Here is an 18,334-nt window from a genome sequence, read left to right on the forward strand (position 1 = left end):
CACGTAACTGGCGAACGAACAAAAGATGCGAAGCCAGGTAGAAGGACCTCAAAATGACTGAAGAGAAAAAAACCATGCGCTACCTATCCATCACTGGTTTTTACCCCGATGAAAAACAGGATGATTCGTTGCAGTTCGAACTGACCATCAAAGACTATGAATTGAACCAGGCATTGGCTCAATTGACCGAGTCAAAAAGCTTTGAAGAAGTAGAACCTGGGGAGCTTGAGCTGACGGAAAGCCAGGTCCTACAAATTGCGGATCTACTCAACGTCGACTTCCCCAAAGGCTTGGAATATTTCATCGGCACCCGCGCCACATCCTGACCCGCCCCAAAAAAACAAAACCCCGACCAGTCACCTGATCGGGGTTATTGATCGTTCCCACGCTCCGCGTGGGAATGCCGCCGGGGACGCTCCGCGTTCCGCTGGCGACGCCAGGCTTGAGTCTTGCGCACTGGTGACGCGGAGCGTCACGAGATGCATTCCCACGCGGAGCGTGGGAACGATCAGACTGAAAGCAGCAGACACAAAAAAACCCGACCAGTCGCCTGATCGGGGTTTTCTTTCACCCTACATTCCCACTCAGTGCGAAACGCGGCTGGTCCCATCCACAGTGGCAATCCGCACCCGCTCACCCACGCGGAACACTTCGTTTGGCTGAACTTGCTGCACGTAGGCGCGCATGCTGCCATCGTCTTCGCGTACGGTGATTTCAACACCTTGAGTACGGGTCAGGCCTTCTTCGGCAGCCGAGCCCACCAGGCCGCCGGCGACGGCGCCGATGACCGCTGCGACGATGCTGCCGCGACCGCCACCGATGGCGCTACCGCCGACACCGCCCACGACTGCACCGGCGGCGCTGCCGATCGGGGTTTTGGTGCCTTCGATTTTCACCGGACGCAGTGCTTCGATGGTGCCCATGCGAATCGTCTGCACGCGACGCGCTTCGTCACGGGAGTAGGAGTCACCGGTCAGGCTCGATTGGCAGCCGGTGAGCAACATCGCCATCGTGGAAAAGGAAGCAACCAGCAAAACAGACTTACGCATAGCATCAAACTCCATAGGACAGGTATCCATTAAACTCCGCAGCTTGACGCCTGTCACGGCATCGCCCGGATAAAATTGGTTCCATTCAGGCCTGGTACAGGCACTTCTCGAACTCACCAACAGTAGCGTCACATTACGAAATCTGCGCCGCTGACCCAAGGATTTTCATGGACTACTTCATCATTGTCGTCACGACTGTCGCCGGTTTGTACTTCCATTGGTGGCTGTACGTGCGGATCAAACGCTGGATGGACCGCGATCTGGCGTTGTCACTGGCGGGCAAAGACGAACACAAAAGAGCGTTCATGCTCCAGCAACTGGCGAACGCTCAAGCGCAGAAAATCAAACGTCGGGACCTGCCCCAGTGGCTTGCGGCCGCTGCGGCAGAGTATCCCGATCGGTAGACTATTTATGGGGCCAGACGTTCACGAACCCAGTCAGCGCCCTGCAAGCGGTAGTTGAGGCGATCGTGCAGACGGCTCGGACGGCCCTGCCAGAACTCGATGCGCTCGGGTAGCAAGCGATAACCGCCCCAGTGTTCGGGACAGTGAGGTTGGGTGTCGCTGAAACGTTGCTCAGTGTTCTTGAGCAGCGCTTCCAGTTCAGCACGATCGGCGATCACTTGGCTCTGGGGCGACGCCCAGGCACCGAGACGACTGCCCAGAGGACGAACCTGATAATAGGCGTCGGACTCTTCAGGCGTGACCTTCACCACCCGCCCTTCGATACGCACCTGGCGCTCCAGGGCTGGCCAGAAGAACGTCATGGCCGCAAACGGATTGGCGGCCAGTTGCTGACCCTTGTCGCTTTCATAGTTGGTGAAGAACGTGAAGCCCTGCTCGTCCAGGCCCTTGAGCAGCAGAATGCGGCAATGCGGCCGACCGTCCTGGTCGACGGTGGCCAGTGTCATGGCATTGGCCTCTACCGGCACCTGCTCGGTTTTCACCGCATCGGCAAACCACTGATGGAACAGCGCGAACGGCTCGGCCGGGGCTTGCGCCTCGGTCAAGCCATCTCGGGTGTAGTCGCGACGCATATCTGCCAAGGGCCGGGTCATGGCGCATTCCTTTTGGTTAACGAATCACTGCTTTGTGGCATCGGTGGCGGTGGTGCTCTTCGTATCGACAGCGGCCTTGGCCGGCGCAGTCTTCTTCGCCGGTGCCTTTTTGGCTGGAGCCTTGGCGACCGCTTTCTTGGCCGGTGCCTTTTTCTTCGCCGGGACAGCCGCTTTTTTAGCAGCCGGTGCAGGGGTCACAGGCTTGGCCACTGGCTTGGCGTCTTGCGCGACGACCTTGGTCAACGGTGCCGGAGCCGGCATGTTGTACTTGCTCAGCAACGCGACCATGGTGTCTGCCGGCGTCACCAGCAGTTCGACGCGACGGTTCAAGGCACGACCTTCAGCACTGTCGTTGGCGGCACGCGGAGCCTCACCGCCCATGCCGCGCAGCATCAGGCGATCACGCTGCAGACCGCTAAGACGGAAGATCGCCGCCACCGACTGGGCGCGTTCCTGACTCAGCTTCACGTTGGCCGGGGCGGCGCCCGACGTGTCACTGTGACCGAGCACCAGCACGGCAGTCTTTGGATCGGCTTCGAGGATTTTCGCAACACGGGTGAGTGGGCCGAGAGTCACCGGCAGCAGCATGGCCGGGCGGTCAGGGTTGAACGAGCCGTCTACCGGGGTCGTGACAACCAGCACGTTTTCACGGCGCTCGAGTTTCAGATTGCTATCCTTGATTGCCTCGCGCAGACGCGGTTCGTAGTCGTCGAGCCAGGCCTGGGTGACTTTCGGGTCGGGCATCGGTACGGCTTTGGCAGTGCTCTGCTCCTTGCCACCGAACGGCCACCACCATTTGCCGCCGGCATCGGCTTCAGCCTTGGCCACAGCGGCTGGCTTGGCTTGCGATTGAGCTTCAGGTTTCACCTGCGGCTTGGCCACCTTGTCAGCGCCGTCATCGGAGCCGAACGGCCAATACCAAGGGGCTGCACTTTCAGCCTTGGCGACGGGTGCGGTGGCAGCAGGTTTCAGGGGCGCCGGCGCCGGGGCCGGCTCTTTCGTCGCAACCTTGTCGGAAGAACCGAACGGCCACCAGCTGCTGCCGCCTGCTGCGTCATTCTGTGGGGTTTGTGCACAACCGGTGACAGCGAAGCACAGGGCCAGGGCGAGGGTTTTATTGGACGACATTGGGTATCCACAAAATGAGGTAATGAACAATCAGACCGGGTTGCCCCGGATAAACAGACGATTTGAAACCACAAAGGCTTTCGGGTTCCGGCCCTGGCCCCCTTAAGCGTGATTTACAGACAAGTGGCCAGTACTCGCACGAGCTTTTGCGCTCGTGGGTCCATCAAGACGTACGGCCCCAAGGTATTTGTCACAAAACCGAAGGCCACATCGTGTTCCGGATCAGCGAAACCGATGGAGCCGCCGGCGCCCGGATGACCGAACGCCCGTGGGCCGAGGCCGTAGGTGGCGTTGGGTACGTCCGGTTGATCGAGCATGCAACCCAGGCCGAAGCGGGTCCGGGTCAATAAAGTCTTGTCTTCGCCAATGCTGTGTTCGCGGGTCAGCTCGTCGAGCATTTCGCTTTCCAGCAGGCTGCCGTCGAGCAGTCCGGCGTAGAAACCAGCCAGGCTGCGCGCATTGCCGTGGCCATTGGCGGCTGGCTGCTGCATGCGCCGCCATTGCGGTTTGTTGGTGCTGGTCAGGATCGACGGCGGGTTGGTGAAGGCCCGGGTGGTCATGGCCGTCGGTTCGCGCATGGTCACGTGCAGCAAGCGCTGGGCTGCGGCATCGCCGAGGTTGCCCTTGCTGCGGGCGATGTGCGCCACGCGATGAAACTCTTTGTCGGCGAGGCCGACGTGGAAATCCAGCCCCAAAGGCTTGGCGACTCGCGCCACGATGGATTCGCCCGGCCCACGACCGTCGGCGCGACGCAGCAATTCACCGACCAGCCAGCCATAGGTGATCGCCGCATAGCCGTGACCTTCACCCGGCGTCCACCATGGCGCTTCGGCGGCCAGGGCATCGACCATGGTCTGCCAGTCGTAAAGCGCTTCGGCGGGCAGCAATTCGCGCAGGGCCGGCAGACCGGCCTGGTGGCAGAGCAATTGACGCAAGGTCACGGATTCTTTGCCGGCGGCGGCGAACTCGGGCCAGTAGCGGGCAACCGGGGCATCCAGTTGCAATTTGCCTTCAGCCACCAACTGCAATGCCGCCACGGCGGTGAAGGTCTTGGTGCAGGAAAACAGGTTGGCAATGGTGTCGCTGTGCCAGGTCTCATGGCCGTCCTTGTCGGCGGTACCGCCCCAGAGGTCGAGCACGGTTTCACCACCGATACGGATGCACAACGCCGCGCCACGTTCCTGAGGATCGTCGAACAGCGCTGCAAATGCTTCGCGCACCGCTTCGAACTTAAGCTCGTAATGACCCTGAATCTGCACCCGCAACTCTCCCGGATAAACGCTCTACAAAGTGGCCCGCATTGTTCCAGCCCTTGAGGGTTTTGGGAACAGGGTCGGGCCGGGCGGTCGGTCGCCCATGGATTGGATCAGAAGTTAACGGCGTCTTTGTGGACGCCTTCGCGGGCAAGCCTCGCTCCACAGGGGTGCGCATTACCCGTAGGAGCGAGGCTTGTCCGCGAAGAACGATAACGCGGTCTCAGCTATTAATGACCATTACCTGAATGGCCGCCCGCATGACCAGCGCCTTGCTTGCCACCCTCGCCTTCATGGCTCTCGGCGGGCTTTACCGCCTCAGCCCTGGTCTTCTCGGCCTCTTTACCGAGTTGATTGACGGTCTGAACATTGCTTTTGCGCACCGTTTCGACAAAACCCTGGAACGGCAGATCAGTAATACCCACCAGACCGAAGTGCCCGTTCTCGCCATCCAGCAGGCGACCGGTCACCGGTTGATCGAGGTACTGGAACCAGTGCACCCCGACAATCGACGGTTCGCTCATCGCCTGTTTGAGGAAGTTGGCGTAGGCCGGGCCGCGATCTTCTTCTTTCGCCAGTGGCGTCACGCCGCCCCAGAACGGGCCGCGATCCGTTGAGCCGAAGTTGAACTCGGTGATCAGCACCGGTTTGTCCAGGCTGCGCAGTTTGGCGAAGTCGTAACCGTCCTGGGGTTGCAGGGTGTACAGGTTGAAGCTCAACACGTCGCAGTATTGCGCGCAGGACTCGACTGCCTCGGGGGTGCTGACGGCGAAGCGACCGCCCAGCAGCAACTGGTTCGGCGCGTGCCATTTGAGCGAGTCGGAGACGGTCTTGAAGTAAGTGTCGGCAAACACCTTCTGGAAGTATTTGAAGTCGGCTTCGATTTCCGGGTATTCGGCGCTCGGCTGCGGCGGCACGAAGCCCGGGTCTTCCATCAATTCCCAGGCCGGCAGATCAATGCCCCAGGCTTTCGACAGACCCGCCTGGTTGCGGTACTTGTCACGCAGCTGTTTGAGGAAGGCGCGTTTGGCCGGCACGTCGGTGGTCATCTTCAAGGTGCCGTAGGCCAACGCATAACGGGCCTTCGGGTCATCGCCGGGACCGGCCCAGGCCAGTTCGTTGTCGGCGTAGTAACCGATCAGCCACGGATCGTCGCGATGGTCGCGGGCAGCGATGGCCACGGCGCGTTCGGTGGCCATGGCGAAACGCGGATCGAACGGGTCAGGCATGCCGCCCCACCAATCGGTGCCGGTGCTGATACTCGCGTAATCGCCGACGATCGACAGCGGCAAGGTGTACGGCATGCGGTCAGCATTGCCCAACACCGGCGCGCTCCAGTTGCCAAGGGTGTTGAAGCCCCAGGCTTGCAGGCGGTCGAGGGTGTGACTGGCCCAACGTTGTTCGTTGAATGCCACTTTGCAGGGTTCAACGGCCGCTGTTTCGACCGTCGCCTCAACCGCATCAGCCTTGGCTGCTTCGGCGACCCCGGCCTTGGTATCGCTGCCCGGTACGCAAGGCTCGCCATACAGACGCTGCAGGTTGGCACCATAGAAATCGTACCATCGACCGGCGTTGTAGCCCCGGCCCTGGTCGGCGCCGTTGCCGCCACGGTTGTCGCCCTCGCCATAATAAGCGGCCAGGGGTTCGTCGGGTTTGGGCAGGGATTCGAACATCCACTCGCGCCCGGCGACATAGGTCTGGTTGACGCTCGGGGTCACGGTGTTGACGCCGAGGGAATAGAACGGATGCCCTTCCGGCGTCACCAGGTACCAGCGACCGTCACGCTTTTCGGTGCGGAAAAAGCCACTGGCCTTGAACACCGGGCCTTTGTTCAAGCCGCCGAACTTGTCCAAGGATGCCCTCTCACGCTCGGCCAGCCAGGTTTTCAGTTGTTGCTGCTCCTTGGCCGCGGCGGATTTCAGTTGCTCGTCGCTGCTGACCTTTTCCGGCCATTTGGCCCGACTCGATTGACCGTAAGCGTCCACCAGATTGCCATAAGCGGCCTTGGTCACGGCCTCGCCGTCCTGCACGCCGAAACGTTCGAGCAGAATGCTTTGGGCGACTTTGGGCTGATCCATCGACAAGGTCACCGACACCACCTGGCTGCGATCCAGCTCACCGGCGCTGCTGGCCAGCAACACACGCTGCCCCTCGAAGGTCATCGGCATCGGCGGGCCGGCTTTCATGCCCTGACTCAGCGGCGAACTCGGCTGCAGCGGTACCAACAAGGTCTGTGCTGGGCCGGCCGGCAAATCGACGCGGCTAATGAGCGTCTTGCCATCGTTGCTCTGGATTTTCACGTACAGGGTCACGGCCCAGTTCATCGCGCTCTGGATCCGCAGGCTCATGACGCCCGACTGCGACCAGTCCCAGGCACCAGTCTGCGGTGTCAGGCGCAAAGTCGGCTGGGCGACCGGATTGAAGGTGACGCGACGCAACACTTCGCCTTCGGCCGTTTGCTCCGCATTGGATTGCGGCAGGCTGGCGTCCTGGGTCGCCACCTGAACCACATCGGCGGGCCGCACAAAGTTGAACAGCGTCTGCTGGCCGGCGGGAGCCGCCAGCAACGGGGCGGCGAACATCAAGGCAAAAACAGCGGGCAACGAACGGCGAATCATAAGAACGTGGATCTCCCTAACGACCATCATGGGCCAGTGGAACAGCGGTGGCAGTGAGGTAGACAACGCGGTGGGCCTATTTGCCCACCGGGGTATCAGGAAATTTCACGACGGAATGGCGGCAACGCATTGAGAATAGCTTTGCCGTAGCGCTGCGTGACCAGACGGCGGTCAAGCAGAGTGATGGTGCCGCGATCTTCCTCGGTTCGCAGCAGGCGACCGCAGGCCTGGACCAGTTTCAGCGAGGCGTCTGGCACGGAGATTTCCATGAACGGATTGCCGCCACGGGCCTCGATCCACTCAGCCAGCGCGGCTTCGACCGGATCGTCGGGCACCGAGAACGGGATCTTGGCGATCACCACGTGTTCGCAGTAGGCACCGGGCAAGTCCACGCCTTCGGCAAAACTCGCCAGGCCGAACAGCACGCTGGAATCCCCGCCATCGACCCGCGCCTTGTGCTTGTTCAGGGTTTCCTGTTTGGACAGGTTGCCTTGAATGAACACTTGCTTGCGCCAGTCGCGATCCAGACCGTCGAACACGTCCTGCATCTGTTTGCGGGACGAGAACAGCACCAGGGTGCCACGGGAGCCCTCGACCAGTTCCGGCAAGTCGCGAATGATCGCCGCGGTGTGCGCCGGCGCATCGCGCGGGTCGGCTTTGAGGTCCGGCACCCGCAGCACGCCGGCGTCGGCGTGATGGAACGGGCTCGGGACCACCGCGGTCACGGCGGTTTTAGGCAGGCCGGCGCGCATGCGGAAGCGGTCGAAGGTGCCGAGGGCGGTCAGGGTCGCCGAGGTCACCAGCGCCCCGTAAGCCACATTCCACAGGTTGCGCCGCAGCATTTCCGCCGCGAGGATCGGGCTGGCATTGACCTCGATGTCGAACAGCGAACCGCTTTCGGCCAGGGTCAGCCAGCGGGCCATGGGCGGGCTGTCTTCCGGGTCTTCGACGGTGAAGGCGGTCCACAACTCCCAGTTGCCCGAAGAACGCGACAGCAGGCTGCCGAACAGCGGATACCACTCTTCGGCCTGGTTGCTGGCGATGCCGATGTTGACCTCGCCGTCCATGCCTTCCTTGAGCAATTCGGTGAGCCGGGTGAACAGGTCGGTCAGCCGGGCAAAGCCCTTCTTCAGCTCGATGCCCATTTCGCGCATGTGTTCGGGAATCACCCCGCCGACGAAACGGTGACGCGGCCGCTCGCGACCTTCGACGTCTTCGCCGGGCTTGAAGTCGGCAACCTGCTCACAGGCAGTGAACATGAATTGTTGCTGGGTCTTGATCTCCCGGGCCAGCTCCGGCACCTGCTCGATCAACTTGCCCAGATCCCCCGGCAACGGGTGCTGGGCGAGTAATTTGGTGAGGTTCTTGGCGGTGGTTTCCAGCCAGTCGGCGGTGGAGCGCAGGCGTGTGTAATGGGCGAAGTGGCCGATGGCTTTGTCCGGCAGGTGATGGCCCTCGTCGAACACGTAGATGGTGTCGCGCGGGTCCGGCAATACCGCGCCGCCGCCCAGGGCCAGGTCGGCCAGGACCATGTCGTGGTTGGTGACGATCACGTCGACCTTGCCCATGCCTTCGCGGGCCTTGTAGAAGGCGCACTGGCCGAAGTTCGGGCAATGACGGTTGGTGCATTGGCTGTGATCGGTGGTCAGGCGCGCCCAGTCGGCGTCTTCCAGCGCCGTCGACCAACTGTCGCGGTCGCCGTCCCATTTATTGCCGGCAAGCTTCTCGATCATGCTGGTGAACAGCTTCTGGCTGGCCTCATCGACCTCGATCTTGAAGCCTTCTTCCTCGAACAGCTGCGCGGTGGCGGTTTGCGCATGACCTTCCTGGAGCAACATGTCGAGCTTGGACAGGCACATGTAGCGCCCCCGCCCCTTGGCCAGGGCGAAGCTGAAATTCAGCCCGCTGTTGCGCATCAGGTCGGGCAGATCCTTGTAGACGATCTGCTCTTGCAAAGCCACGGTGGCCGTGGCGATCACCAGACGCTTGCCGGCAGCCTTGGCGGCGGGAATGGCCGCCAGGCTGTAGGCCACGGTTTTGCCGGTACCGGTGCCGGCTTCCACCGCGACAATCGCGGGGTCGCCATTGCGCCGGCCTTCGTCGTCGGTGTCGATGTCACCGAGGACTTTGGCGATTTCGGCAATCATCAGGCGTTGGCCGTAGCGCGGTTTGAGGCTCTTGGCTTCAAGAAAACGCGAATAGGCGCCCTGGATCGTGGTTTTGAGTTCAGTGCTGATCATGGATTGTCGGGGCGCAAAAAAGGCTGGATAAATTTTCAGTACTTGGGATCGGCCGCTATCATACCCCGCTAATTAATCCCGCGCAGAACGGAGTACCCCAATGACACCTTTTGGCATCGTTTATACCCTGCATGTCCTGGCCGCCCTGGTGTGGGTCGGCGGCATGTTTTTCGCCTGGATGGTCCTGCGCCCGGCGGCGATGAAGGCGCTGGAAGGCCCTGCCCGGTTGAAGCTGTGGGTGGAAGTGTTTCAAGGTTTTTTCCGCTGGGTCTGGATCGCGGTGGTGCTTTTGCCGATCAGCGGTGTGGGCATGATTCATTTGCAGTTCGCCGGGTTTGAAGCGGCGCCGCGCTATGTGCAGGTGATGATGGGATTGTATGTGGTGATGACGGCGCTGTTTATCCGGATTCAGGCGTTGCTGCTGCCGGAACTGCGCACGGCGGTGGCGGCACAGGACTGGCCGGCGGGTGCGGCGACGCTGGGCAGGATTCGTCGGTTGGTGGGGATTAACCTGTTGGTCGGGTTGGCGTTGGTGGCGATTGCTGCGGCCCGGCCGTGATCGTTCCCACGCTCTGCGTGGGAATGCCTCAAGAGACGCTCTGCGTCCAGTGACGCGCAGCGTCACGGGCTGCATTCCTTTGCTGCGCGTGGGAACGATCGTCTCTCAGAAACTGCTTACAACCGCTGAATCGTCACCGAACCCGTCGCCCCGGCAGGCCCTGGCTGGCCGTCAGCACCGGGGCGACCGCTCTTGCCGCCATCGGCTTTATAGACAATGCAGCCCTTGGCCTTGCCACCCGCTCCCGGTTTGCCACCCGGCCCGGCCGCGCCACCGGCCCCGCCCGCGACCTCGACCTTGATCTGCTGCGCCGGGTAATCACGCGGCACTTCCAGATGAACCAGCGCTCCAGGCGCACCCGGCTGGCCATCGCTACCGTCACTGCCATCGGCGCCGCGACCGGCCTGGCCCCAGGTGCAACCCGGTGCCTGCCCGTTGGCCCCATCGAGGCCGAAAAACCCCGGGGCGCCCGTGCCACCGCGAGCATCCACCGACAACTGCGGCGCGTTCAGCGCCTTGATTTGCACATTCAGGTTGCGCCCGGAGCGGGCGGCCTTGAGGTAAGTCCCGGGGGCGCCCCGTGCGGTGATCTGGCTGCCTTCGGCCAACTCCGCCCGGCTGACCTTCAACGCCAGCGCCTGTTCGCCCGGCACAATGGCGATCCGCGCGTCGCGCCCCAGGCGCAGCTCACCGACGATCACTTCGGTCACGTTCGAGGGAATCAGCAAGGTACCGTGATCGGCGACTTCCAGCCGTTCCAGTTGCAAGGAACTGGCGGTGTTGGGCAAACGCATCAGCGAGTTGGTTTCGACGCTCACCACCTGGGCGCAGGCCAATGGGCTGATGAGTGCAGCGAGCAGACAGAGTTTACGCATGGGAAGACTTCGCAGTGGTCGGGGCTGGAATGGTTTGCAGGTGGAAAACACCAAAAAAGACAATCTTCAGGCGATCACGCCAAGGGTGGGCTCGACCTTTGAGGCTGCGGTTGCAGAACACCACCTCCAGAAGATGGAGCACAGCCAGCACGCTGCCGGCCAAATTGACCAGAAAGTGCAGCGGATGGACGAACGGGATGAGCAGATTGGCCAGCACCACCAACCAGAACAGCAGGGTCAACAACTTCCCCAGCCCCCAAAACACCTTCATTCGCGTCCCCGTTGAGAATTATTCTTTGCACGCACAGTAACGGCTTCCACGCGGGATAAGCCAGAGGGCAACAGAAAATTCTTCCGGAAGGTCGCCGCCTGGCCGCCGGCCCCACGTGAATCGTCGTCCGGCGGCTCTATTACGGGGCTTGGTCACAGAGCTAGGTAATGCGGTTCAGCGATTGATGTGCAACTCCACGCGACGGTTCTGCGCCCGCCCTTCCTCCGTGTCGTTGTCGGCCACCGGCTGGCTTTCACCCCGGCCTTCGCTGGTCAGTTTGTTCGGCGCCACCCCCTGCCGCAACAGGTAGGCCGCGACGCTGCTGGCTCGACGCTCCGACAGCTTCTGGTTATAGGTGTCTGAACCCTGGCTGTCGGTATGGCCAACGACTCTGATGCTCACCACATCGGCGCCCTGCAATTTGGCCATCAGCGAATCCAGCTCGCTGCGCGCTTCAGGCGTCAGGTCGGACTGGTTGTAAGCGAACAGCACGTTACCGTTCAGGGTGATGACTTCGGAGGCCGGTGGCTCAGCTGGTTTCACACTGACGGGGTATTGCGGCAGTGGGCAACCGTGATGTTCGACAGGTGTGTCGGCAGGCGTGTCGGGGCAGCGATCTCGTCGATCGAAGACACCGTCATCGTCTTCATCGCCATCCTGGGCGTAACAGATCAGGCCACCGCTCAAGATACCGAGCGCCGCTCCACCCGCGGCCCAACCGCCACTTTCGATCGCGCCCAAACCGCCGCCGACCAGTCCACCGATAACACTGCAGATCGGCCAGGTACGTTGATTGAGGGGGGCGGTGCCATCGCTGTGAGTCGCGCAACCGGTCAGAAGACTGCCAAGCAGCAGAGTCGGCAAAACGGTCCTTGTGAGAACGCTCATTGTGAATGCTCCTGTGTTACCGGCCCATACCGGTCACACAGGAGTAAAGACCCGCATCCGCGACTGTACAAGCCGCGGAGCGCGGGGGGCCTAGCGGTTGATTTTGATTTCCGTGCGCCGGTTCAACGCGCGACCGTCAGCGGTTTTGTTATCGGCCACCGGCTGGCTTTCACCGGCACCGGTCACAGACACGAAACTGCTGCGCGGCACGCCTTGGGAAATCAGGTAATCCACCACCGAATGGGCGCGTCTGTCCGACAGTTTCTGGTTGTACTTATCACTGCCGACGCTGTCGGTGTGACCGGTCACGGTCAGCTGGGCGCTGGAGGACTCCTGTTTCAGGCGCGTGGCAATGGTGTTGAGTACCTCTTTGTCGGCCGGGGTGAGCTTGGACGAGTCGAACTGGAAGTGAACATCACGGATAACGATGACTTCTTCCTTGACCACCGCCTTCTCTTCGACCACTGGCGCAGGCGCGGGTGGAGGGCAGCCGTCGGCATCGACACGCACGCCTTTAGGTGTACCCGGGCACTTGTCGCGGCTGTCCGGCACACCATCGCCGTCTTCGTCGCCATCACCGTGCACCCAGCACCAGGCCGCTGCCGTGCCGCCGACCAGCAGCGCGCCATACCCCGCCCATGCCGAGCTCTCGGTCGCGCCGAGCCCCGCACCAACGACACCACCGACCGCCGCACAGGTCGGCCAGTCGGTTTTCTGCAAACCTGCGCAACCAGTCAACACACTGGTTAGCAGAACCAAAGGTAATGCTGTCCGAATTATGCTCATCTAGTTTTCTCCTGAGGGATCGGCTAATAACCGATTCAGGGAGTAAAGACCGGAGTGTTAATCTCCGCCAGCAATAGGCCATTGCTGTTTTGCCCTATGTTCACGGAAGATCGCTGCTTTTGGCTTAAACCCGCTCGGCAAGACACGTTAGTCTTGGTGTTCTGATTGAGGATCTTCGATGATTGCAGGTATTTCTTCGCGCACGCCCCAGCAGGCGTTAGCCGCTTTGCTTGATCGTTACGCCCCGGCGCGTCTGTTGCTGATTGGCGCCAGCGAATTCCCCGCGCTCGAGGCGTTCAAACTCGCGCACCCGGACAGCCTCGTCGCCTTTGCCGCGCCCGGGCCACTGCCGGCCGAACTGGCGGCGCAACGGTTCGATCTGGCGCTGGTGGTCGATTGCCTCGAACACTTGCCCAAGCGCGACGGTTTGAATCTGCTCGGTGGGATACGCAATCTCAATGCCAGTCGCATTGCGGTGCTGGCCGACTTGCCGGCCAGCGGTTGGCAGGAGACGGATTTTTTCTCCCTGGCCTTGCAAGCCAGCGAGCGCTTCCAGCGCGACGATCAAGTGTTGACGCTGTTTACCTACGATCTGCTTGACTACAAACAGGTGCCCGACTGGCTCAATTCACGCTTCTGGGCCAATCCGGAAAACTTCGGGAAATATTGGTGGTAACGCAATGAGTACATCCATTTGCCCTTGCGGCAGCGGCACGCTGCTCGATGCCTGTTGCGGCCATTACCATGCCGGCCATCCGGCCCCTAGCGCCGAACTCCTGATGCGTTCGCGCTACAGCGCCTATGTGCTGGGGCTGATCGATTATCTGGTGGCGACCACCCTGCCCGCGCAACAGGCCGGCCTGGATCGCCAGTCGATCAGTGACTGGAGCGCCCAAAGCACCTGGCTGGGCCTGGAGGTGGAAAACGCCGAAGTCTTCGGCGGTCAGCCGGAGCACGCCTTCGTCACCTTCACTGCTCGCTGGCACGACAGCAGCGGCGAACACAGCCACCGCGAACGTTCATCCTTTGTACAGAACGCCGGCCGCTGGTACTTCATCGACCCCACCGTGCCGCTCAAGGCCGGGCGCAACGATGCGTGCCCGTGCGCCAGCGGGCAGAAGTTCAAGAAGTGTTGCGCGAGTTATTTCAGCGCTTGAGGGAGCCCTGTAGCAGCTGCCGAGCCTGCGAGGCTGCGTTCGGCTGCGCAGCAGTCGCGAAACCGGGCGGTGCGGTGTTTCAGATAAACAGAGGCGCCAGGGTTGGCGACTGCTGCGCAGCCGAACGCAGGCTTCGCCAGCGGCTACAAAGGGAGAATCACGACCATGAACACCCAGCGGCGCACATTGCAGCTGCTTACCCTGCTCCTGTTCCTGGGACTCGGCGGTTGCGTCTCGTGGTTCAGTAACGACCTGCCGGACCCGCAGGTGCATCTGGTCAAGGTCGAGGTGGTCCGGGCCAAGTTGCTGGAGCAGAAATTCCTGCTGCATTTTCGCGTCGACAACCCCAATGACGAAGACCTGACGGTGCGCGCTCTGGAATATCGCATTCACCTGGGGGACATGCTGCTGACCGAAGGCGAGCATGACCATTGGTTCACCATCGGCCCCAAGCGCAGTGCCTACTTCAAGGTGCCGATTCGCACCAACCTGTGGCCCAAAGTCCGGGACCTGGTGAAACTGCTGAAAAAACCCGAGCAACCGATTCCCTATCGTCTGGAAGGTGAACTGGAAACCGGAATATTCATCGCGCACTACGTGCACGTGGCGCGCAATGGCGTGATAATCGCCGCCGATTTAATTCCGGAGTGACCCCGATGACCCAGCAACCCCACGTCCATGGCCCTGACTGCAACCACGATCATGACCATCACCACCATGATCACGACCATGGCCATGTCCACGGCCCGAACTGCGGCCACGCCCACCAGGAACCGGTGCGCAACGCCCTGAAAGACGTCGGCCGCAACGACCCTTGCCCTTGCGGCAACGGCAAGAAATTCAAGAAGTGCCACGGGGCTTGAGGCTTCGGGCGGATAATTTCTTCGCCTGTTGAATCGCTTTCGCGGGCAAGCCTCGCTCCTGTAGGAGTGGGCTTGCCCGCGAAGACGTCGGTACAGTCAACATTGATGTCGCCTGACACACCGCTTTCGCGGGCAAGCCCGCTCCTACACTGGCATTAGGGCGAGCCTCGCGCCTACAAGTTTTCAGTCGCTCATGAGAATGTTCGCGGTGTTGACGACCGTCACATACTCCCCATGCAGATTCCCCAGCGACATCGCATGCACTTCTTCGGCCGAATGGGCATTGCCAAAAAAGTCCGCTTTGTCGAAGGTAAAACACGCATCCTGCGCAACCCATGCCTCAAACCCCAGATTCCCGGCCGTTCTCGCCGTAGACTCCACCGAATTGTGGGTCGCCACGCCCACGATGATCAACTGATCGATCCCCGCCTCGCGCAAACGCGCCTCCAGCCCCGTCGCACAAAACGCATCCGGCACTTGCTTCTGAACCAGCCACTCACCGGCCGATGGCTGGAATCGTTCCTGAAACTCCACCCCCGATTGCTGCGGCCAGAACACCGAATCCGCTGAGCGGGACAGGTGCTGCACATGAATCACCGACCGTCCGGTTCGACGCCAATGCCCCAGCAATTCCAGCATGCGTTCTTCGGCCTGAGGGTTGTTTCGACGACCCAGCCTGGGATGCAGAATGCCTTTTTGTTGATCGATGATGATCAGCGCTGCGTTTGTCTTGAGCTCCATGCCGACTTGTCTCATGCAAGGTCATTGAATTTCCCGCACTTCAGCATCACCTCTTGCTGCTGGCAAGCCATCAATCGCAGACCAGGACGACCTGACGATCGTTCCCACGCTCGTGGGAATGCAGCCCGTGACGCTCTGCGTCACATCCAGAGCCGAACGCGGAGCGTCCGTTGAGGCATTCCCACGCAGAGCGTGGGAACGACCACAACGATCACCGAAAAGAAATAACCCCGCCGCCGCTTGCGCGGCTATCTCCTGCTCACTAACGTAGCGCCTTTATTGCGTCACTACCCCGCAGGAGCTTTGCCATGGCCTCGCCAGCCCTCACACATTTTCTTCCCCGGTTCGGCGTTGCCGCAGCAGTAGCCGGTGTTTTGAGCCTGACCGGTTGTCAGACCTGGAACGCCCAGGACACCCTCCCGCCCACCTCCGGCGTGCAACCGCTCAAGGGCCTGGCGCAGAACGTTTCGATTCGCCGCAATGCGATGGGTATGCCGTTGATCGAGAGCAACAGCTTCCACGATGCACTGTTCACCCTCGGCTACGTGCACGCCAGCGACCGCATCAACCAAATGGTCACTCTGCGTCTGCTGGCCCAGGGCCGTCTGGCGGAGATGTCCGGCGCGGACCTGCTCGATGCCGACCGCTACATGCGTGCGGTCAATCTGAAGAAAAGCGCGGATGAGCTGTACAAAGCCTCTTCGCCGCGCCTCAAGCGTTTCTTCGAAGTCTATGCCCGTGGCGTCAACGCCTACCTGTTCCGCTACCGCGACAAACTGCCTGCGGACCTCGCGGCCACCGGCTACAAGCCCGAGTACTGGAAACCGGAAGATTCGGCGCTGATGTTCTGCCTGCTGAATTTCAGCCAGTCGGCGAACCTGCCGGAAGAAATCTCCTCATTGATGCTGGCCCAGACCGTCAACACCGACAAACTGGCGTGGCTGACGCCTTCGGCCCCCGACGAAAAATTGCCGGTGGCCGAAACCGAAAAACTGCAGAGCCTCAAACTCAACGGACAAATCCCGGGCTTGAGCGACATCAGCAAGGCCACGGGTCAACTGTCCGGGTTGAATCTGCTGGGCACCACGTCGTCGAACAACTGGGCGATTGCCCCGCAACGCAGCCGCAGCGGCAAAAGCCTGCTGGCCAGCGACAGTCATGGGCCGCTGAACGTACCGTCGTTGTTCAGTTACGTGCAGATTCACGCGCCAAAATACCAGGCCGCCGGCGTGACCATTGCCGGGTTACCCATGGTGCTCGGTGGTTTCAACGGCAAAGTGGCGTGGAGCATGACCACGGTCATGGGCGACAACCAGGACCTGTTCCTGGAAAAAATCAAACGCCAGGGCAACGGCCTTTCCTACGAAGTCAGCGGCAAATGGCAGCCGGCGATCGTGCGCAACGAAACCTACTTCGTCAAAGGCCAGCGGCCGATTCGCGAAGCGGTGTACGAAACCCGCCACGGGCCACTGCTCAACAGCGCCCAAGGCACTGCGCTGGCGAATGGTTTGGGCCTTGCCTTGCAGACACCGAACTTCACCGACGACAAAACCCTGGACGCCTTTTTCGACCTGTCCCGAGCGCAAAGCGCCGAGAAGGCGTCGGACGCCAGCCGTGAGATCCGCGCCATCGCCCTGAACCTGGTGTTTGCCGATGCCAGCAATATCGGCTGGCAAGTCACCGGTCGCTACCCGAACCGCCGCGAAGGTGAAGGCTTGCTGCCGTCGCCGGGTTGGGAAGGTCGCTATGACTGGGACGGTTACGCCGACCCGATGCTCCACCCATATGACCAGGATCCGGCTCAGGGCTGGCTCGGCACCGCCAACCAGCGGGTCATTCCCCATGGTTACGGCATGCAGTTGTCCAATTCCTGGTCGGCGCCGGAACGTGGCGAACGCATGGCCGAACTCGCGGGCGTGGGCAAACACGACACCCGTAGCCTGATCGCCATGCAATACGACCAGACCACCACCTTCGCCGCCAAACTGAAGAAGATGTTTGAAGCGCCGGGCATGTCCCAGCCACTCAAGCAAGCCATCGAAGCGTTGCCAGTGGCCGATCGCGGCAAGGCTCGCGAAGCTTACACGCGCTTGATGGCCTTCGACGGCAAACTCAGCCCGACCTCCGCCGACGCGGCGATTTATGAGCTGTTTCTGCAGGAAAGCACCCAACAGATTTTCCTCGACGAACTGGGCCCGCAAAGCAGCCCGGCATGGAAAGCCTTTATCGCCAACGGCACGTTGTCTTACGCGGCCCAGGCCGATCACCTGCTGGGGCGTGAAGACAGTCCGTTCTGGGATGACGTGCGCACGGCGCAGAAAGAAGACAAACCGGCGATCATCGCCCGTAGCCTGGCGGCCGCGATCAGCGCGGGAGACAGCCAGTTGGGCAGCGATCACAAAGCCTGGCAGTGGGGCAAACTGCACCGCTACGAATGGAAAAACGCCAGCGGCCAGACCGTGCGCGGTCCTCTGGCGGCCGGCGGTGATCACACCACGCTCAACACCGCCGCATTCGCCTGGGGTCAGGACTTCAACACCACGCAGGCCCCGGCCATGCGCTTTATCGTCGACTTCGGCCAGGCCGAACCGCTGATGGGTCAGAACGCGACCGGCCAGTCCGGCAACCCGGCCAGCCCGCATTATCTGGACAGCGTCGATCCGTGGCTCAAGGGGCAATACTTGAGCCTGCCGATGCAGCCGCAGAACTTTGACAAGGTGTATGGCAAGACGCGGCTGACGTTGACGCCTGGCAAATAATCCCACTCCTGCATTTGATCGGCGTCGTGCGCAAAGCCTGCGCCTGGCGCGGTCACTGTAGGAGCGGGCTTGCCCGCGAAGACGTCGGTA

19 protein-coding genes are annotated in these 18,334 nt (G+C 61.5%); 8 read left to right on the forward strand and 11 right to left on the reverse strand.

Going from position 1 to position 18,334, the window contains the following annotated elements:
• The first annotated feature begins 53 nt into the window (after nucleotides 1–53).
• Nucleotides 54–326 carry a pyocin S6 family toxin immunity protein gene (locus HCU66_RS16785; RefSeq protein WP_420908059.1) on the forward strand — a complete coding sequence of 91 codons (273 nt, stop codon included), beginning with the start codon at nucleotides 54–56 and terminating at the stop codon, nucleotides 324–326.
• 258 nt (nucleotides 327–584) lie between these two features.
• On the opposite strand, the gene HCU66_RS16790 is transcribed toward HCU66_RS16785, so the two are convergent.
• Nucleotides 585–1,049 carry an outer membrane lipoprotein gene (locus HCU66_RS16790; protein WP_205889532.1) on the reverse strand — a complete coding sequence of 155 codons (465 nt, stop codon included), beginning with the start codon at nucleotides 1,047–1,049 and terminating at the stop codon, nucleotides 585–587.
• A gap of 167 nt (nucleotides 1,050–1,216) precedes the next feature.
• On the opposite strand from HCU66_RS16790, the gene HCU66_RS16795 reads away from it, so the two are divergent.
• Entirely contained in the window at nucleotides 1,217–1,453 is a 237-nt protein-coding gene (locus HCU66_RS16795; RefSeq protein ID WP_205889533.1) for a hypothetical protein, read from the forward strand.
• A gap of 5 nt (nucleotides 1,454–1,458) precedes the next feature.
• On the opposite strand, the gene pdxH is transcribed toward HCU66_RS16795, so the two are convergent.
• From pdxH to dinG, 5 genes are all read right to left on the reverse strand, one after another.
• Nucleotides 1,459–2,106, reverse strand: coding sequence for a pyridoxamine 5'-phosphate oxidase (pdxH, locus tag HCU66_RS16800; protein WP_095054091.1), 648 nt, complete (start codon nucleotides 2,104–2,106; stop codon nucleotides 1,459–1,461).
• Between the two features lie 24 nt (nucleotides 2,107–2,130).
• Nucleotides 2,131–3,234: an OmpA family protein gene (locus HCU66_RS16805; protein ID WP_205889534.1), complete on the reverse strand. Its 1,104-nt coding sequence runs from the start codon at nucleotides 3,232–3,234 to the stop codon at nucleotides 2,131–2,133.
• Nucleotides 3,235–3,347: 113 nt separating this feature from the next.
• Nucleotides 3,348–4,493, reverse strand: coding sequence for a serine hydrolase (locus HCU66_RS16810; RefSeq protein WP_205889535.1), 1,146 nt, complete (start codon nucleotides 4,491–4,493; stop codon nucleotides 3,348–3,350).
• A 224-nt stretch (nucleotides 4,494–4,717) separates the two neighbouring features.
• Nucleotides 4,718–7,105, reverse strand: a complete 2,388-nt coding sequence (locus HCU66_RS16815; protein ID WP_205889536.1) for a beta-galactosidase — start codon at nucleotides 7,103–7,105, stop codon at nucleotides 4,718–4,720.
• 95 nt (nucleotides 7,106–7,200) lie between these two features.
• Nucleotides 7,201–9,345, reverse strand: a complete 2,145-nt coding sequence (dinG, locus tag HCU66_RS16820; RefSeq protein WP_205889537.1) for an ATP-dependent DNA helicase DinG — start codon at nucleotides 9,343–9,345, stop codon at nucleotides 7,201–7,203.
• Nucleotides 9,346–9,445: 100 nt separating this feature from the next.
• Here dinG and HCU66_RS16825 point away from each other — a divergent pair, with 100 nt between their 5' ends.
• A complete protein-coding gene (locus HCU66_RS16825; RefSeq protein ID WP_205889538.1) occupies nucleotides 9,446–9,904 on the forward strand; it encodes a CopD family protein in 459 nt (152 codons plus the stop codon).
• 116 nt (nucleotides 9,905–10,020) lie between these two features.
• Here the strand turns inward: HCU66_RS16825 and HCU66_RS16830 are convergent, their stop codons facing one another.
• The 4 genes from HCU66_RS16830 to HCU66_RS16845 all read right to left on the reverse strand — a co-directional run bounded on the left by HCU66_RS16830 (nucleotide 10,021) and on the right by HCU66_RS16845 (nucleotide 12,724).
• Nucleotides 10,021–10,779: a collagen-like protein gene (locus tag HCU66_RS16830; protein ID WP_205889539.1), complete on the reverse strand. Its 759-nt coding sequence runs from the start codon at nucleotides 10,777–10,779 to the stop codon at nucleotides 10,021–10,023.
• The gene (locus tag HCU66_RS16835; protein ID WP_205889540.1) at nucleotides 10,772–11,050 is read right to left on the reverse strand and encodes a DUF1145 domain-containing protein; all 279 of its coding nucleotides are present in this window, start codon (nucleotides 11,048–11,050) and stop codon (nucleotides 10,772–10,774) included. The genes HCU66_RS16830 and HCU66_RS16835 overlap by 8 nt, the downstream gene beginning before the upstream one ends.
• Before the next feature lie 174 nt (nucleotides 11,051–11,224).
• Nucleotides 11,225–11,938 carry a PA1041 family peptidoglycan-binding anchor lipoprotein gene (locus HCU66_RS16840; RefSeq protein WP_205889541.1) on the reverse strand — a complete coding sequence of 238 codons (714 nt, stop codon included), beginning with the start codon at nucleotides 11,936–11,938 and terminating at the stop codon, nucleotides 11,225–11,227.
• 90 nt (nucleotides 11,939–12,028) lie between these two features.
• The gene (locus tag HCU66_RS16845; RefSeq protein WP_205889542.1) at nucleotides 12,029–12,724 is read right to left on the reverse strand and encodes a PA1041 family peptidoglycan-binding anchor lipoprotein; all 696 of its coding nucleotides are present in this window, start codon (nucleotides 12,722–12,724) and stop codon (nucleotides 12,029–12,031) included.
• Between the two features lie 178 nt (nucleotides 12,725–12,902).
• Between HCU66_RS16845 and HCU66_RS16850 the strand changes: the two genes are divergently transcribed.
• The 4 genes from HCU66_RS16850 (at nucleotide 12,903) to HCU66_RS16865 (ending at nucleotide 14,744) form a co-directional block, all read left to right on the forward strand.
• Nucleotides 12,903–13,400 (forward strand): DUF6231 family protein, encoded by a 498-nt coding sequence (locus tag HCU66_RS16850; protein ID WP_205889543.1) that lies wholly within the window; start codon nucleotides 12,903–12,905, stop codon nucleotides 13,398–13,400.
• A 4-nt stretch (nucleotides 13,401–13,404) separates the two neighbouring features.
• The gene (locus HCU66_RS16855) at nucleotides 13,405–13,881 is read left to right on the forward strand and encodes a YchJ family protein (protein ID WP_205889544.1); all 477 of its coding nucleotides are present in this window, start codon (nucleotides 13,405–13,407) and stop codon (nucleotides 13,879–13,881) included.
• 165 nt (nucleotides 13,882–14,046) lie between these two features.
• Nucleotides 14,047–14,532: an LEA/WHy family protein gene (locus tag HCU66_RS16860; RefSeq protein ID WP_205889545.1), complete on the forward strand. Its 486-nt coding sequence runs from the start codon at nucleotides 14,047–14,049 to the stop codon at nucleotides 14,530–14,532.
• 5 nt (nucleotides 14,533–14,537) lie between these two features.
• Nucleotides 14,538–14,744, forward strand: a complete 207-nt coding sequence (locus HCU66_RS16865; RefSeq protein ID WP_007955014.1) for an SEC-C metal-binding domain-containing protein — start codon at nucleotides 14,538–14,540, stop codon at nucleotides 14,742–14,744.
• 183 nt (nucleotides 14,745–14,927) lie between these two features.
• On the opposite strand, the gene HCU66_RS16870 is transcribed toward HCU66_RS16865, so the two are convergent.
• Nucleotides 14,928–15,485, reverse strand: a complete 558-nt coding sequence (locus HCU66_RS16870; protein ID WP_205889546.1) for a cysteine hydrolase family protein — start codon at nucleotides 15,483–15,485, stop codon at nucleotides 14,928–14,930.
• Between the two features lie 308 nt (nucleotides 15,486–15,793).
• Here HCU66_RS16870 and HCU66_RS16875 point away from each other — a divergent pair, with 308 nt between their 5' ends.
• Nucleotides 15,794–18,244 carry a penicillin acylase family protein gene (locus HCU66_RS16875; protein ID WP_205889547.1) on the forward strand — a complete coding sequence of 817 codons (2,451 nt, stop codon included), beginning with the start codon at nucleotides 15,794–15,796 and terminating at the stop codon, nucleotides 18,242–18,244.
• Nucleotides 18,245–18,334: the final 90 nt, after the last annotated feature.

The organism is Pseudomonas frederiksbergensis, from assembly GCF_017114915.1.
Taxonomy (GTDB): domain Bacteria; phylum Pseudomonadota; class Gammaproteobacteria; order Pseudomonadales; family Pseudomonadaceae; genus Aquipseudomonas; species Aquipseudomonas frederiksbergensis_I.

Excerpts from the sequence above, each read along its gene's own strand:
- HCU66_RS16785 (WP_420908059.1), top strand. The coding sequence starts at position 54 with ATGACTGAAGAGAAAAAAACCATGCGCTACCTATCCATCACTGGTTTT.
- HCU66_RS16790 (WP_205889532.1), bottom strand. The coding sequence starts at position 1,049 with ATGCGTAAGTCTGTTTTGCTGGTTGCTTCCTTTTCCACGATGGCGATG.
- HCU66_RS16870 (WP_205889546.1), bottom strand. The coding sequence starts at position 15,485 with ATGGAGCTCAAGACAAACGCAGCGCTGATCATCATCGATCAACAAAAA.
- HCU66_RS16830 (WP_205889539.1), bottom strand. The coding sequence starts at position 10,779 with ATGCGTAAACTCTGTCTGCTCGCTGCACTCATCAGCCCATTGGCCTGC.
- HCU66_RS16865 (WP_007955014.1), top strand. The coding sequence starts at position 14,538 with ATGACCCAGCAACCCCACGTCCATGGCCCTGACTGCAACCACGATCAT.
- HCU66_RS16860 (WP_205889545.1), top strand. The coding sequence starts at position 14,047 with ATGAACACCCAGCGGCGCACATTGCAGCTGCTTACCCTGCTCCTGTTC.
- HCU66_RS16855 (WP_205889544.1), top strand. The coding sequence starts at position 13,405 with ATGAGTACATCCATTTGCCCTTGCGGCAGCGGCACGCTGCTCGATGCC.
- HCU66_RS16805 (WP_205889534.1), bottom strand. The coding sequence starts at position 3,234 with ATGTCGTCCAATAAAACCCTCGCCCTGGCCCTGTGCTTCGCTGTCACC.
- HCU66_RS16850 (WP_205889543.1), top strand. The coding sequence starts at position 12,903 with ATGATTGCAGGTATTTCTTCGCGCACGCCCCAGCAGGCGTTAGCCGCT.
- HCU66_RS16875 (WP_205889547.1), top strand. The coding sequence starts at position 15,794 with ATGGCCTCGCCAGCCCTCACACATTTTCTTCCCCGGTTCGGCGTTGCC.
- HCU66_RS16825 (WP_205889538.1), top strand. The coding sequence starts at position 9,446 with ATGACACCTTTTGGCATCGTTTATACCCTGCATGTCCTGGCCGCCCTG.
- HCU66_RS16835 (WP_205889540.1), bottom strand. The coding sequence starts at position 11,050 with ATGAAGGTGTTTTGGGGGCTGGGGAAGTTGTTGACCCTGCTGTTCTGG.
- dinG (WP_205889537.1), bottom strand. The coding sequence starts at position 9,345 with ATGATCAGCACTGAACTCAAAACCACGATCCAGGGCGCCTATTCGCGT.
- HCU66_RS16795 (WP_205889533.1), top strand. The coding sequence starts at position 1,217 with ATGGACTACTTCATCATTGTCGTCACGACTGTCGCCGGTTTGTACTTC.
- HCU66_RS16840 (WP_205889541.1), bottom strand. The coding sequence starts at position 11,938 with ATGAGCGTTCTCACAAGGACCGTTTTGCCGACTCTGCTGCTTGGCAGT.
- HCU66_RS16815 (WP_205889536.1), bottom strand. The coding sequence starts at position 7,105 with ATGATTCGCCGTTCGTTGCCCGCTGTTTTTGCCTTGATGTTCGCCGCC.
- pdxH (WP_095054091.1), bottom strand. The coding sequence starts at position 2,106 with ATGACCCGGCCCTTGGCAGATATGCGTCGCGACTACACCCGAGATGGC.
- HCU66_RS16845 (WP_205889542.1), bottom strand. The coding sequence starts at position 12,724 with ATGAGCATAATTCGGACAGCATTACCTTTGGTTCTGCTAACCAGTGTG.